The following is a 14,343-nucleotide window of genomic DNA, read 5'->3' as shown; positions in this document are numbered from 1 at the left end:
CCGAGCACGGCTCGGCCCGCAGACCGGGCCCACCGCATGCGACGACGCAGCACGGGCACCGAGTGATACGAGATTTCGGAGAAGGATGAGGATGAAAAAGACCGTCGTGGCCGCTGTAGCGGTCGTCCTGCCCCTCGTCTTCGCCGGCGCGGCCGTTTCCGAGCCCACTCCGGCGGAACCGGGCCCACCCGCCGCGGTCCTCGCCGATCCGGTCGCCTCCGGGCCGCTGGGCACGACCTTCCCCATTCGCACGGGCGGCCACATGAAGGTGACGATCCGCCCCGCCGACGCCGAGGTCGCACCCCGCGCGGAAGACCAGTCGGTCGTGGCCTACGAGGTCGGCGCCGAACAGACGGCGGGCAAACCCTATTTCCTGCCGACCGTCGACCTGCGCCTGATCACCACGAACGGTGACATGGTGTACCCGCTGACCGGGGTACCGGGCGAGTATCCGGGCGGTTTCCTCGAACCGGGACAACCGCGAAGCGGGCTGATCGCCTTCGGTCTCACGCCCCGGCAGCAGCCGAAGGAAATCGTCTTCGCCACCAACGACGACCACGTCCAGGGCGCCTGGACGCTCTGACGTACCCGGGTCACCGCACCGGCTCGAACGGTATTCGCTTCCTGCCGGTCCGTGCCGCCCGCCGAACCGGATCCGGCGGGCGGCACGACCGCGGGCGCTATTCGAGTTCGCCCTCGGTTTCCAGGTAGATCTGCCGGAGCCGGTCGAGGGTTTCCGATTCCGGTTGCGCCCACAGCTTGCGTTCGGCGGCCTCGAGGAGACGTTCGGCGATACCGTGCAGCGCCCACGGGTTGGACTGCTCCATGAATTTGCGGTTCGTCTCGTCGAAAACGTAGCTTTCCGCGAGCTTCTCGTACATCCAGTCGGCGACCACATCGGTGGTGGCGTCGTAGCCGAACAGGTAGTCCACCGTGGCCGCCATTTCGAAGGCGCCCTTGTAGCCGTGGCGGCGCATGGCCTCGAGCCAGCGCGGGTTCACCACGCGGGCCCGGAAGACGCGGGTCGTCTCCTCGGACAGGGTCCGGGTGCGCACCGAATCCGGCCGGGTGCTGTCACCGATATAGGCTTCGGGATTCTTCCCGGTCAGCGCCCGGACCGTGGCGACCATCCCGCCGTGGTACTGGAAATAGTCGTCGGAATCGGCGATATCGTGTTCGCGGGTATCGGTGTTCTTCGCGGCCACCGTGATCCGGCGATAGGCGGTGCGCATATCGTCGGCCGCGGGGGCCCCGTCGAGATCGCGGCCGTAGGCGTAGCCACCCCAGGTGGTGTAGACCTGCGCGAGATCGTCGTCGGTGCGCCAGCTCTTGGAATCGATGAGCTGTAGCAGGCCCGCACCGTAGGTGCCGGGTTTCGACCCGAAGATGCGGGTGGTCGCGCGGCGTTCGTCGCCGTGGTCGGCCAGATCCGACACCATATGGGCGCGAACGAAATTCGATTCGGCGGGCTCGTCGAGAGCGGCGACGAGGCGGACGGCGTCGTCGAGCAGGGCCAGCACGTGCGGGAAGGCGTCGCGGAAGAAACCGCTGATGCGGACGGTGACGTCGACGCGCGGGCGGCCCAGTTCGGCGAGGTCGATCACCTCGAGCGTGGTGACCCGGCGGCTCGCCTCGTCCCAGACCGGGCGCACGCCGAGCAGGGCCAGTACCTCGGCGATATCGTCGCCCGAGGTGCGCATCGCGGAGGTACCCCACACCGAAAGGCCCACCGAGCGCGGGTATTCGCCGTGATCGGCCAGATACCGCTCCAGCAGGGAATCCGCCATGGCCCGACCGGTTTCCCAGGCCAGCCGCGACGGAACGGCCTTCGGGTCGACCGAATAGAAGTTGCGGCCGGTCGGCAGCACATTGATGAGTCCACGCAGCGGCGAACCGCTGGGCCCGGCCGGGATGAAGCCACCGTTCAGGGCATGCAGTACGCGCTCGATCTCGACGGCGGTTCCGCGCAGCCGGGGCACCACTTCGGTCGCCGCGAATCGCAGTACCGAGGTCACGGCGGCGCGATCACCCCCGGCGGCACCGAACAGGTCCGCGGCGAACCGTTCGGCCAATCCGTCCACCGCCGCCGGCGACCACTGCTCGGCCTGCAGCGCGACCAGCAGTTCCCGCGCCCGTGCCTCGACAGCATCGACGCGTTCGCGGGATTCGCCACCGGCTTCGCTGAGCCCCAGCGCTTCGCGCAGGCCGGGCACCGACATCTCGCCGCCCCACAGTTGCCGGGCCCGCAGCATGGCGAGTACCAGATCCACCTCGTTCTCACCGGCCGGCGCGCGGCCGAGAATATGCAGGCCGTCGCGGATCTGCACATCCTTGATCTCGCACAGCCAGCCGTCGACGTGCAGCAGCATATCGTCGAAGGAGTCCTCGTCCGGGCGCTCCGCCAGCCCGAGGTCGTGGTCCATTTTCGCGGCGCGCATGAGGGTCCAGATCTGCTGCCGGATCGCGGGGAGTTTCGCCGGGTCGAGGGCGGAGATATTGGCGTGCTCGTCGAGAAGTTGTTCGAGCCGGGAGATGTCGCCGTAGCTCTCCGCCCGCGCCATCGGCGGGATCAGGTGATCGACCAGGGTGGCGTGCGCACGACGTTTGGCCTGGGTGCCCTCGCCCGGGTCGTTCACCAGGAAGGGGTAGATCAGCGGGAGATCGCCGAGGGCCGCGTCGGTGCCGCAGGCGGCCGACATACCCAGGGTCTTACCGGGCAGCCACTCCAGGTTGCCGTGCTTACCGAGATGCACCACGGCGTCGGCGCCGAATCCGCCCGCCGCGGTATCGGTGGCCAGCCAGCGGTAGGCGGCGAGGTAGTGGTGGCTGGGCGGGAGGTCGGGATCGTGGTAGATCGCGACCGGGTTCTCGCCGAACCCGCGCGGCGGCTGCACCATCAGCACCACATTGCCGAAACGCAGGGCCGCGATGACGATTTCGCCGCGCGGATCGGCGGAGGTGTCCACATACAGTGCCCCCGGCGACGGGCCCCACGCCTCGACCACCGCCTCCCGCAGTTCCGCGGGCAGGGTCTCGAACCAGGCGGTGTAGACCTCGGCGCCGATCCGGATCGGGTTGCCTTCCAGCTGTTCGGCGGTGAGCCAGTCGGGGTCCTGCCCGCCCGCGGCGATCAGGGCGTGCATGAGTGCGTCGCCGTCGCCCTCGTCCAGTCCCGGCACCTCGCCGGGGGCACCGAGATCGTATCCGGCGGCACGGAGTTCGCCGAGCAGGGCGATCGCGCTGGCGGGGGTGTCCAGGCCGACGGCGTTGCCGATGCGGGCGTGTTTGGTCGGGTAGGCGGACAGCATGAGCGCCAGGCGTTTACGTTCGGCGGGGATGTAGCGCAGGCGGGCATGCCGGACCGCGATCCCCGCGACCCGCGCGGCGCGCTCCGGGTCGGGCACGTAGGAGGACAGGCCGTCGGCGTCGAACTCCTTGAAGGAGAACGGCACCGTGATGATCCGCCCGTCGAATTCGGGCACCGCGACCTGGGTCGCGACATCCAGCGGGGACAAACCGTCGTCGTTGGCCGCCCACTGGGCGCGGCCGCCGGTCAGGCACAGGCCCTGCAGAATCGGTACGTCGAGTTCGGCGAGCGCGCCGATATCCCAGGCCTCGTCGTCGCCGCCCGCCGACGCGGTGGCCGGTTTGCTGCCGCCCGCCGCCAGTACGGTGACCACGAGCGCGTCGGCTTGCCGGAGCGTTTCGAGCAGTTCCGGTTCCGCCGTGCGCAACGAGGCGCAGTAGACCGGCAGCGGCACAGCGCCGGCGTCCTCGATCGCCGTGCACAGCGCATCGATGTACCCGGTGTTGCCCGCGAGATGCTGTGCGCGGTAGTAGACGACACCGACGGTCGGCCCACCCGGCTCCGCCGCCCGCGCGGCCCGCTCGAGCCGCCCCCAGCCGGGCAGCTGCACCGGCGGTTCGAACCCGTGACCGGTCAGCAGGACGGTGTCGGACAGGAAGTTGTGCAGTTGCCGCAGATTCTGCGGACCGCCGGCGGCCAGGTAGTTGTGCGCGTCCGACGCCACTCCGACCGGCACCGTGGAACATTCCATCAGTTCGGCGTCGGGCGCCATCTCCCCGCCCACGGCCACCACCGGTACACCGCTGGCACGTACCGCGGCCAGCCCGTCCTCCCAGGCCCGTTTACCGCCGAGGATCCGCACGATCACCAGTTCGGCCCCGTCGAGCAGGCCCGGCAGATCCTCCACCAGGAGGCGCGCCGGATTGCCCCAGCGGTAATCGGCGCCGCTGGCACGCGCGCTCAGCAGGTCGGTATCGGAGGTGGACAGCAGCAGAATCACAGGGTGACCTTCCTGGGGTGACGCGCCCGTCGGGGTTCGGTGTGCTCGCCGGAGAGGGTCTGGCTGTGTCAGTGGCGCGACCGCACCGGAGTTCCACCGGTTTCCTCGTCACCCGTCGAGCGTTCGGATGCTACCGCGACACCGCGGCGGGCCCGCGCAGCGGTGGCGCCTACGACGTCGCGATGAACGCGACCCACAAGACCGCGGTCACCACCAGGACGGGAATCACGATCCCGGCGGACCACCACCGATGGCCTGCGGGGAAGGAGAAGGGCGCTGCCAGAGCGGCGACCAGGCCGGTGGGTAGGGAGAACACGGTGCCCAAGATCAGCCCGTAACCATGCGGATCGGCCGCGGGGTCGCTACCGAGATGAAACGGGAGCGCGATACCGACGCAGCCGAGCCAGAGCAGCCCCGCGGCGGCACCCAGGACACCGGCAATCACCTGGACAGCAACCGACAGCGCGGAGCGTTCGGTACTCATCGGATTCATATCCCCACCCTCTCGGCGGGGGTGGTCACCAGGTGCCGGATACTCCCGCGCGCAGCCGGAACAAGCCCCAGAAGCACCGGGCTCGAGACGCCTGCGACGGCTTCCTTTCGCATGATCACCCTCCCGACCACAATCACAGCACAGCGCACCGGTTTTCGCAGATGACGCCCGCCGGGCCGCGGCACCGGTGCCCGGCTGCGCGCGGGCCGGATCGCCGGGCTCGTATCCTGGTCGGGTCATGCCACGTACCACTGCCGATTCCTGTCCCGGTGTCCTCCGGCTGCACCAGGCCGCCGACGGACCGCTGGCCCGGGTCCGGGTACCCGGCGGGCAGCTGACGCCGGAGCAGGTGCAGACGCTGGCCGAGGCGGCGCAGCGACTGGGCGACGGGAATATCGAACTCACCTCCCGTGGCAATGTGCAGTTGCGGCAGGTCAGCGATGCCGATGCGCTCGCCGGCCTGCTGGGCGCGGCGGGACTGCTCCCGAGCCGGACCCACGAACGGGTCCGCAACATCATCGCTTCGCCCCTGTCCGGCCGGATCGGTCCACATCCCGATATCCGCCCGCTGGTCTCCGCGCTCGATACCCGGCTGCTCGGTTCGCCCCGGCTGGCCGGCCTCCCGGGCCGCGTGCTGTTCACGATCGACGACGGCCGCGGCGATGTGAGCGGTCTGCGCCCGGATATCGGTGCCCATGCCGTCGGCGACGATCGGTTCGCCCTCGTACTCGCCGGAGCGGACACCGGAATCCGGGTCACGGCCGCGGATACCGTGGACAGGCTGCTCGCCGCCGCACACGGGTTCCTGGAGCTCGGGACCGGCCAGTGGCGACTGCATGAACTCGACGACGGCGCCGAACGCCTGATCGCACTACTCGGCCACTCCCCCGGCCGCGAGCGGGTGGAGTTCGGCGTGGCGGCCGAACCGCCGATCGGCTGGCTGGACCAGAACGACGGACTGATGGCGCTCGGCGCGGGTGTCCGCCTGGGTTCGCTGCCGGCGCGGACCGCCGAATTCCTGGCCGCGATCGAACGCCCGATCCTGATCACCCCCTGGCGCAGCCTGGTGATCACCGATCTCGGCGAAGGAGCGGCCGAGCAGGTGGTGCGGGTGCTCGCGCCGATGGGCCTGATATTCGACGCCGCCTCCCCGTGGTTGCGGGTCAGCGCCTGCGCGGGACAGCCGGGCTGCGCGAAATCCCTGACCGATATCCGCGCCGATGCTGCGGCCGCGGCCGAATCGGGCCGCACCACCGCATCGCAGACCGCGGCAGCCGAGGCGATCCCCGCCTCGGCGGTCGTGACCGCGGGGCGACAGCACTGGTCCGGCTGCGACCGCCGCTGCGGCCGGCCGGCCGGGCAGGTCACCGAGGTCACCGCCACGCCGGACGGTTATCGGGTGATCTCTCCCGATAACTGAAACGCTCGGCGGCACGTTCTGCGGGGATCGCCGCGGCCCATCGGTCTTACGATCCGGTCGTGCGGTAGGAACCGGCTTCCATTCGGAACTGGCGGTTGGTAGCCGCGGACGGATTCCCGTGATCACACCCGATCCCGGGGCGGTTGGCACCGGCGTGGCGGATGCTCGGCACTCCGGCCGGCCCGAACGCTCGGACCCCGGCGGTGCTCAGCGGGCGCGGACGCGCTCGATTCCCGCGTATGCGCGTGGCGCGTAGCGCAGTCGCTCCGGGAGCAGCGGCCACACGGTCCGCACCGTCGTCGCGAAGAGGCCGAAGAGTTTCCGGTCGAGCGGGCTCCAGTGCAGGTCCAGGATCTCGCGGGCCCGTTCGGGCATGAGCGCGTTGGCCAGCCAGACATTGAACGCCATGACCGGCCGCCAGATCACCGACCAGACCGGTTCCGGGATACCGGGCATGGCCGGGATACGGTGCCTGCCGAGCCGGAGGGCGAAATCGGTGGTCGCGTTGGCTTCCAGGACTTCGTCGATGGTGCGATTCCAATACTCTTCGAACTCGGCGTAATTCGATACCAGCACCCGGTCGGACAGTCCGTACATCCGCCACCAGGTGACCCCCTCGGCGATCAACTGGTCTTTCTCCGCCGCGGTGAGCGGGGTGCCGAAATGCTCGTTGAGCGCGAGGGTGAGTTCGACGAAGGTGGCGTGGGTCCACCAGTACACGTCCGGGTTGAGCGCGTGGTATCGCTCGCCCCGGGAATCGGTGCCCTTCAGCGGGCGGTGATAGTCGCGGACGCGGCCGGCCTGCGCCTCGTTGTCGGCGTCGTAGATCATGCCCTGGATCTGCGGCAGGGAGCGGATCAACCGGTCCCACGGATCGGCGAAGAAGTTCGAATGATCCTGCAGCGCGGCGCCCACCGCCGGATGCATGTTCTGCAGGATGCCGGTGCGGCCGAGGAACAGCATATTGCGGAGGTCGCCCGCGTATTTCCAGGTCAGCGAGCCTGGTCCGATCGGTGCACCGACCGGGGCGGACGTGACGGCGGTTTCCGGAGCACCCATGATCCGATCTCCTTTACACACAGGTGGTGAAGCGTTGAGATGGATGCTAGTTCACACTCTCATCATCTCGCCCCTTCAGGTGCAGAAGGACACGGCGGCCGATGAAAGCGGAACGGGCGGGGACTACACTGCCGTATCGTTGTCCGGACTGATGTCCATACAGATGTTCATGCGAGATCGAGGCCCACTGCCCGGCATCGTGGCGGGCCCGGAGCGCGCTGACGAAAGCGAGTACACGATGAAGACCAAAGGCGCTCTCATCTGGGAATTCAACCAGCCGTGGCAGATCGAGGAGATCGAAATCGGCGATCCGCGCAAACACGAGGTGAAGATCGCCCTCGAAGCAGCGGGCATGTGCCATTCCGACCACCATCTGGTGACCGGCGGAATCCCGATGATGGGGTTCCCCGTACTCGGCGGCCACGAAGGGGCAGGCAAGATCATCGAGGTCGGCGAGGCGGTCGAAGACCTCGCCGTCGGCGATCATGTGGTGCTGTCGTTCATCCCGTCGTGCGGGAAATGCCCGTCCTGTCAGGCCGGGTTGCGCAACCTCTGCGATCTGGGCGCACTGCTGCTCGCGGGCACGTCGGTGACCGACGGCTCGTTCCGGATCCAGGCCCGCGGCCAGGACGTCTATCCGATGGCGCTGCTGGGCACCTTCTCCCCGTACATGGTGGTGCACGAGAGTTCGGTGGTGAAGATCGATCCGTCGATCCCGTTCGAAGTGGCCTGCCTGGTGGGCTGCGGGGTCACCACGGGGTACGGCTCCGCGGTCCGCACGGCCGATATCCGGCCCGGTGAGGATGTCGCGGTCATCGGCCTCGGCGGGGTGGGCATGTCGGCGCTACAGGGCGCCGTCCACGCGGGCGCCCGGTACATCTTCGCCGTCGACCCGGTGCCGTGGAAACGCGAACAGGCGCTGAAGTTCGGCGCGACCCACGCCTACGCGACCATCGAGGAAGCCACCGCCGGCTGCGCGGAGGTCACCTGGGGCGGTATGGCGAAGAAGGTGATCGTCACCGTGGGTGAGGTGCACGGCGAGGACGTCGACAGCTGGATGGGCATCACCGCCAAGGCCGGGACCTGTGTACTCACCGCCATGGGCAGCCTCACCGAGAACAAGACCACACTGAACCTGGCCATGCTGTCGCTGTTGCAGAAGAACCTCCAAGGCACCATCTTCGGCGGCGGCAACCCGCACTACGACATCCCGCATCTGCTGTCGATGTACCAGGTGGGCAAGCTGAATCTCGACGATATGGTCACCAAGCAGTACCGGCTCGAGGAGATCAACGAGGGGTACCAGGACATGCTCGCGGGTCGCAATATTCGCGGCGTCATCCGGTATACCGACGCCGACCGCTGAGCGCGACGGCCCACCCTCCCGGAGAGCAGTCCACGACCGGCGGTCGCCCGCAGTCCGAACGATGTGGTGCCCTGCCCCGGGCACCACATCGTCTTTCGGCGACAGACACACGGTCGAGACCCGTACCCCGGTGATGAAATCCGGCGGAACCACCGGCCGACACGAATGGCCGCCGGATCGCCATCGACGGCCCGGCCATTCTTCTCGCATACTGGTCTTACCACTTGACCTCTTACCAATCGTCGGCCTAGTGTCGCGGTATGGCCCTGAAACGGATCGCCCGGCGCTCGGTGCCCGACGAGATCTTCGATCAACTGGTCGACGATGTCCTCACCGGCGAACTGGCGCCCGGCTCCGCGCTACCCGCCGAACGGCAGCTCGCCGAGGCGCTCGGCGTCTCCCGCCCCACCGTGCGTGAAGCCGTCCAGCGGCTCGCCCGGGCCGGTCTGGTCGATATCCGGCAGGGTGGCAGCACCACCGTGCGGGATCCGCGCCGCCACGGCGGACTGGAACTGCTGCCGAAACTGATCTTCCGCGGCGGCACACTCGATCACGCGGTGGTCCGCAGCATCCTCGAGACCCGGGCCTCGCTGGGCCGGGAGGTCGCGGTGCTGGCGGCCCGGCGCGGCGGCACCGAGCTCGCCCAGGCCCTCTCCGAGGCGGTGCGGGAACTCGTCGCGGCGCCGGACTCCCCGGCCCGGCAACGCGCGGCGCTCGGGTACTGGGACCACCTCGTGGACGCGGCCGATTCGATCGTCCTGCGGCTGCTGTTCAACCAATTGCGCGATATCTACGAGCCGACGATGGCCGCGCTCGCCGGTGTGATGGACGCCGAGGTCGGCCGGCCCGAGCGTTATCGCGCACTGGCCGACGCCGTCACCACGGGCGACGGCGACACTGCCGGCGCGCGCGCCGGTGAGCTGCTGTCGGCGGCCACCACCGAATTCGACACGCTGCTGCACCGTTTGGAACGGAACTCGCCATGAACATCACCGCAGCGCTGCGCGCCCGCCGCGCCCGCAACTCCGCGATCGACCGCCTGGCCAGGCGCCGGATGGCCGCCGACGAAGCGCACACCACCCGGCGCGGGCTCACCCTGACCGCGGTGCTCCGGGATTTCGCCCGAGCCCCGTCACCGTGGATCATCCTGGGCCTGCTGGTGTGTTCCGCGACCGCGCGAGTCGTATCGGGCGACTGGCAGATCACCGATGCGCTGATCCCGGTCGTAGCGGTGGCCGCGTTCCCGTTCGTCGAATGGATCATCCACGTCGGCGTTCTGCACTGGCGGCCCCGCACGGTCGGCCGGTGGCGGATCGACTCGCTGCTGGCGCGCAAACACCGTGCCCACCATGCCGATCCGCGGCAGCCCGAACTGGTCTTCATCCCCTGGCAGACATTCCTCTGGCTGCTGCCCGCGCTGCTGGTGATCGGGCTCGTCGCATTCGGCCGCACAGAACTCGGCCTGACCTTCCTGACCACCGTCGGCGCGCTCGGCCTGGTGTACGAATGGACCCACTTCCTGGTGCATACCGATTACCAGCCGCGCGGGGCCGTGCTGCGCACGGTGCGGCGCAACCATCGACTGCACCATTTCAAGAACGAGCACTACTGGTTCGCGGTCACCACCGCCGGCACCGCCGACCGGCTCCTGGGCACCTATCCCGATCCCGCCCGGGTTCCGAACTCGCCGACCGCGAAAGCCCTGCACCAGCCGCGGCCGGCGTAAACGCTAGGCGCGGCGCAGGGCAAGCACCGGGATGGTCCGGATACCGCGGGTCTTCTCCTCGTATTCGGCGAAACCCGGGTAACGCCGGGCCTGCTCGGCGTAGATCCGGTCGCGGTCCGCGCCCGCGACCTCGGTGACGGTGACCGGATAGGTTTCGGTACCGCGTTCCACGGTGGCCCGGCCGGCGGTGGTGAGGTTGTGGTACCACTCGGGATTCGTGGGGGCGCCGGCCTTGCTGGCGAACACGTAGATCAGGTCGCCGGGATCCTGCTCGTCGGGCAGATACATCGTCGGGGCCACGAATTCGCGCCCCGATTTCCGGCCCCGATGGTGCAGCAGCACGATAGGAGCACCTTCGAACGGCCCGCCCACCCGGCCCTCGTTGGCCCGGAATTCCTCGATGATCTGCTGGTTCCAGTCCTCTGCCATATCCGGATTATGCCGGGAACCGGCCGGCGGGGCCGGTTGCTCGGTTCGCGCGGCGGGTGCATCCCGCGGCCGTTGCCGTTCCCGGTTGCCACACTGGGGATATGGCGTTCACGAACGACCCCGACGGTGACCGTTTCTTCGCCCTGCGCACCTATCGCGCCGACGGCACCCCGGTGGGTACCGCGATCTGGCTGGCACCCGCCGGGGACCGCTGGTACGGCTACACCCCGGGACGGTCGTGGAAGGCCCGGCGAATCCGGGCGAACCCACGAGTCGAGGTCGCCCGCTGCACCTTCGACGGCACGCCGACCGGACCCTGGCGAGCCGGCAGCGCCCGGGTGCTGCCGCCCGGCGAGATACGCCGGGCCAAACGGGCACTGACCGCCAAATACGGCACCCAGTTCCGGATCTTCGTGCTCACCACTGCGTTGGGCAGTTTCCGCCGCCACGGCGGGCGGGCGGTCGGACTGGAAATCGATGTTCCCGATGGTCTTCCGACGCTACGGCGTTAGCTCAGCGCAGGCACAACGGAGCGATTTCGGCTATGCCGCCGGTAGTCGGTGAGGTGAGATACAGGCACGGACTCTGGCCGGCCGCTTCGATCGCGGAACGGACCTGCCGCCAGGTGGCCGCGTCCAATGCCGCGGCGCGGGCGAGCACGAAACCGGAGAGCCGGCTCGGATCGGTCACCAGCGCCCACGAATAGTCGGGGGCCAGGGCGGTGACGATGTAGTTGGTCGGGCCGTCCACCGCATCCTGGCCGGGGACCCCCGGGAAACTCACATGCAGTTGCGCCCGGGTGACCGGATCGTTGACCTTCGCGGTGCCGCGGATCTCGTTGCGGCCGCCGGACCACGTCGTGCACTGGTTGTACACGCCGACGTTGCCTTGCGGGTCCAGTGTGTACTCCGCGCGGGTGTCGCGGGCGCATTCCAGATTGAACGGCTGCGGGACGGCCGCGAGCTGGTTCCAGGTGCCGAGGTAGCGGTTCAGATCGAGGCTCGGTACGGGCGCCGGGCCGGCGGGCGGTGCCGGCTGAGCGACGGCGGTACCTGCGGTCAGCGCACCGAAGGCGAGGAGGGCGGAGGCAAGGGCGAGGGTGCGGCGAGTTACTCGATGTGCGATCACGGTGACTCCTCCTAGGAAGGCGATGCCGTCCAGCCTACTCATATAGATGCATAATCGATGCAGACAGGCGGCGTGCAGGAGGAGAAAATGACAGCGATACCGGCGCGGCGGCGCTCGGCCCGAACCCGCGGTAGGGCGGTGCCGGCAGCGCGGCGCCGACGTCTCCGCGCGCGGCGCGGCGCCGCCGCGGCCCCGATGACCCGGCCCGGCCGGGGCCGCGCACCGGACTGGGCACAATAAGACGATGTCTGCTCGCACCGGTCCCACTCCCCCCGCCGGTTTCACCGTCCGCGCGGTCGCGGACCGTCTCGGTATCCCGACGGCGACGCTGCGGAGTTGGAACCGGCGCTACGAGATCGGGCCCACCGGTCACCGGCCGGGCACCCACCGCCTCTACAGCGAGGACGATATCGACCAGTTGCGGCGGATGCTCGAACTCATCGCCGCGGGCGCCACCCCGGCCGGGGCCGCCGCCGCGGTCCGGGCCCCGGCGGCCGCCCCGGGCGACCGGACCACCCTGCTCACCGCCGCCTTCCGCCTCGACTACCGGGCGGTGACCACCCAGTTGAGCGCGCACCTGCACACCTTCGGAGTAGTGGACACCTGGGAACTACTGTGCCGGCCCGCATTCGCCGAGATCGTCGCCCGGCAGGACAGCGGTGAGGGTTGTATCGATGTCGAACACCTGCTGTCCTGGTGCATCACGTCGGTGCTGCACCGCGCGTACCCGCCGGACCGGCTGCGCCCGCACCCGATCGTGCTGGCCTGCACCGCCGGGGAGAACCACGCCCTGCCCCTGGAAGTGCTGCGGGCCGCACTGGCCGAGCGTGAGGTCGGCGCGCATATGCTCGGCGCCGACGTGCCCACCGCCGCCCTGACCGATACGCTGGCCCGCCTCCCCGGCGCGGCGGATCTGGTGCTGTGGTCACACCACGAATCGACCGCACCGACCTCCGCCGTGCGCGCCGGCGCCGCCGCCGGCGCCCGGGTGTACGCCGGTGGCCCCGGCTGGGACGCAGTCATCCTGCCGGCCGGAATCCAGCGGCTCACCAGCCTGACGGAGGCTGTCGATCAACTGACCTGACCACTATCCGGCCACCTTCCGGCCCGGGCGTGCCACGGGGACACCGGGTTCCGGCCGACGCGGGCCGCACTTGCCCCTCACGGGACCTGGCGAACGAACGATGCATAGGCGATTCAACATCGCGCGGGTGGCGGATATGGCGCCATGGGTGTTGTCCCGGCCGAAGAGATAGACCCGAAGCCGGATCGTGCACTGGCACAGCGGTTGAACAAGCCGCTGTGGCAGTGCACCGGAATGACTCCGCCGTGCCGCTTGCCGCGCGGATGTCGGGGCGAGTTGATATGAATCCCCTCGGCGATCCGGGCCGAGGGGCCGGCGTGACGAGAGGTGCAGCGCATCATGATCATCGAATATCTCGAGGAGTTCGGCGGCCTGCCGGCCGTCGACTTCCTCGAACCGGGCAGCGAAACGAGCGCGGCGCTGCCCGCGGCGGATGCCGCGGCCTGGCGGATCGCCGAGAACGGCTGGGACGGCGAGCGCACCTGGGAGGAGACCTTCACGCGGTTTCTCGCCACCGTCGATGCGTCGTCGGTCACCACGATCATCGTGGGCTGCTGGCCGGAAGCCTACGATTCCAGCGCCGACAAGGTGATCGACGCCCTGATCGCGGCCCGCGAGCGGTTGCCGCGCCTGCGCGCGGTCTTCCTCGGCGACATCATCGGCGAGGAATGTGAGATCTCCTGGATCACCCAGGGTCGTATCACGCCGCTACTGCAGGCGTACCCGGAGCTGACGGAGCTCGGGATACGCGGTGGCACGGGACTCGTCTTCGACGCGGTCCGGCACGAACACCTGCGGAAACTGACCGTCGAGGCAGGTGGGCTGCCGGCGGCCGCCGTCCGCGGGATCACCGGGAGCGAGCTGCCCGCGCTCACGAATCTCGAATTGTGGCTGGGTACACCGGATTACGGCGGCGATGCCGAGCCCGCCGATCTGGCGCCCCTGTTCGGCGGCGAGCAATTCCCGAACCTGCGGCACCTGGCGTTGCGCAACAGCGAGATCCAGGACCGGATCTGCGCGGCGGTGGCGGCGGCGCCGGTGGTGGCGCGGCTCGAGACAGTGGACCTGTCGCTGGGCGTCCTCACCGACGACGGCGCGGCCGCGCTGCTGAGCGGTCAGCCGCTCACCCATCTGCGCAGCCTGGACCTGCATCACAACTACCTCGGTGCGGAAATGCGCACCCGGCTGCGCGAGGTGCTCGAACCCGCCGGTGTGCGCCTGGATCTCGATCCCGGCGATGCGGAAGAGGACGTCGACGACGGCGAGGTGTGGCGCTACGTATCGGTCGGCGAGTAGGACGCCGATACGCCACCGGCTCCGGCCCGGTGGCG

Annotated in this window: 13 protein-coding genes; 8 read left to right on the top strand and 5 right to left on the bottom strand. The window is 69.4% G+C overall.

Features of this window, described 5'->3' with window-relative positions:
- Nucleotides 1-91: 91 nt before the first annotated feature.
- Nucleotides 92-583: a hypothetical protein gene (locus ACQEVO_RS07725; RefSeq protein ID WP_432910346.1), complete on the top strand. Its 492-nt coding sequence runs from the start codon at nucleotides 92-94 to the stop codon at nucleotides 581-583.
- A gap of 97 nt (nucleotides 584-680) precedes the next feature.
- Here ACQEVO_RS07725 and cobN read toward each other — a convergent pair whose 3' ends face one another.
- On the bottom strand, nucleotides 681-4,307 hold the full coding sequence (gene cobN, locus ACQEVO_RS07720) for a cobaltochelatase subunit CobN (RefSeq protein ID WP_432910344.1): 3,627 nt from the start codon (nucleotides 4,305-4,307) through the stop codon (nucleotides 681-683).
- A gap of 169 nt (nucleotides 4,308-4,476) precedes the next feature.
- Entirely contained in the window at nucleotides 4,477-4,800 is a 324-nt protein-coding gene (locus ACQEVO_RS07715) for a hypothetical protein (protein WP_432910342.1), read from the bottom strand.
- 238 nt (nucleotides 4,801-5,038) lie between these two features.
- Here ACQEVO_RS07715 and cobG point away from each other — a divergent pair, with 238 nt between their 5' ends.
- Nucleotides 5,039-6,220, top strand: a complete 1,182-nt coding sequence (gene cobG, locus ACQEVO_RS07710) for a precorrin-3B synthase (protein WP_432910340.1) — start codon at nucleotides 5,039-5,041, stop codon at nucleotides 6,218-6,220.
- A 207-nt stretch (nucleotides 6,221-6,427) separates the two neighbouring features.
- Here cobG and ACQEVO_RS07705 read toward each other — a convergent pair whose 3' ends face one another.
- Complete coding sequence (locus ACQEVO_RS07705; protein ID WP_432910338.1) at nucleotides 6,428-7,279, bottom strand: oxygenase MpaB family protein; 852 nt, start codon at nucleotides 7,277-7,279, stop codon at nucleotides 6,428-6,430.
- A 238-nt stretch (nucleotides 7,280-7,517) separates the two neighbouring features.
- Here ACQEVO_RS07705 and ACQEVO_RS07700 point away from each other — a divergent pair, with 238 nt between their 5' ends.
- The 3 genes from ACQEVO_RS07700 to ACQEVO_RS07690 all read left to right on the top strand — a co-directional run bounded on the left by ACQEVO_RS07700 (nucleotide 7,518) and on the right by ACQEVO_RS07690 (nucleotide 10,371).
- Nucleotides 7,518-8,645 (top strand): NDMA-dependent alcohol dehydrogenase, encoded by a 1,128-nt coding sequence (locus ACQEVO_RS07700; protein WP_432922465.1) that lies wholly within the window; start codon nucleotides 7,518-7,520, stop codon nucleotides 8,643-8,645.
- 260 nt (nucleotides 8,646-8,905) lie between these two features.
- The gene (locus ACQEVO_RS07695; RefSeq protein ID WP_432910336.1) at nucleotides 8,906-9,631 is read left to right on the top strand and encodes a FadR/GntR family transcriptional regulator; all 726 of its coding nucleotides are present in this window, start codon (nucleotides 8,906-8,908) and stop codon (nucleotides 9,629-9,631) included.
- A 68-nt stretch (nucleotides 9,632-9,699) separates the two neighbouring features.
- Nucleotides 9,700-10,371 (top strand): sterol desaturase family protein, encoded by a 672-nt coding sequence (locus ACQEVO_RS07690; RefSeq protein WP_432922462.1) that lies wholly within the window; start codon nucleotides 9,700-9,702, stop codon nucleotides 10,369-10,371.
- A gap of 3 nt (nucleotides 10,372-10,374) precedes the next feature.
- Here the strand turns inward: ACQEVO_RS07690 and ACQEVO_RS07685 are convergent, their stop codons facing one another.
- Complete coding sequence (locus ACQEVO_RS07685) at nucleotides 10,375-10,800, bottom strand: nitroreductase family deazaflavin-dependent oxidoreductase (protein WP_432910333.1); 426 nt, start codon at nucleotides 10,798-10,800, stop codon at nucleotides 10,375-10,377.
- A 101-nt stretch (nucleotides 10,801-10,901) separates the two neighbouring features.
- Between ACQEVO_RS07685 and ACQEVO_RS07680 the strand changes: the two genes are divergently transcribed.
- Complete coding sequence (locus ACQEVO_RS07680) at nucleotides 10,902-11,312, top strand: PPOX class F420-dependent oxidoreductase (protein ID WP_432910331.1); 411 nt, start codon at nucleotides 10,902-10,904, stop codon at nucleotides 11,310-11,312.
- 1 nt (nucleotide 11,313) lies between these two features.
- Here ACQEVO_RS07680 and ACQEVO_RS07675 read toward each other — a convergent pair whose 3' ends face one another.
- Nucleotides 11,314-11,928, bottom strand: coding sequence for a lipocalin family protein (locus ACQEVO_RS07675; protein ID WP_432910328.1), 615 nt, complete (start codon nucleotides 11,926-11,928; stop codon nucleotides 11,314-11,316).
- Nucleotides 11,929-12,172: 244 nt separating this feature from the next.
- Between ACQEVO_RS07675 and ACQEVO_RS07670 the strand changes: the two genes are divergently transcribed.
- Nucleotides 12,173-13,012: a MerR family transcriptional regulator gene (locus ACQEVO_RS07670; protein ID WP_432910325.1), complete on the top strand. Its 840-nt coding sequence runs from the start codon at nucleotides 12,173-12,175 to the stop codon at nucleotides 13,010-13,012.
- A 339-nt stretch (nucleotides 13,013-13,351) separates the two neighbouring features.
- Nucleotides 13,352-14,308 carry an STM4015 family protein gene (locus ACQEVO_RS07665; RefSeq protein WP_432910323.1) on the top strand — a complete coding sequence of 319 codons (957 nt, stop codon included), beginning with the start codon at nucleotides 13,352-13,354 and terminating at the stop codon, nucleotides 14,306-14,308.
- Nucleotides 14,309-14,343: the final 35 nt, after the last annotated feature.

The organism is Nocardia sp. CA-290969, assembly GCF_050936135.1.
GTDB lineage: Bacteria > Actinomycetota > Actinomycetes > Mycobacteriales > Mycobacteriaceae > Nocardia.
Note: the sequence above shows the minus strand (reverse complement) of the source record. Positions and strands in the feature narration are given on the sequence as shown.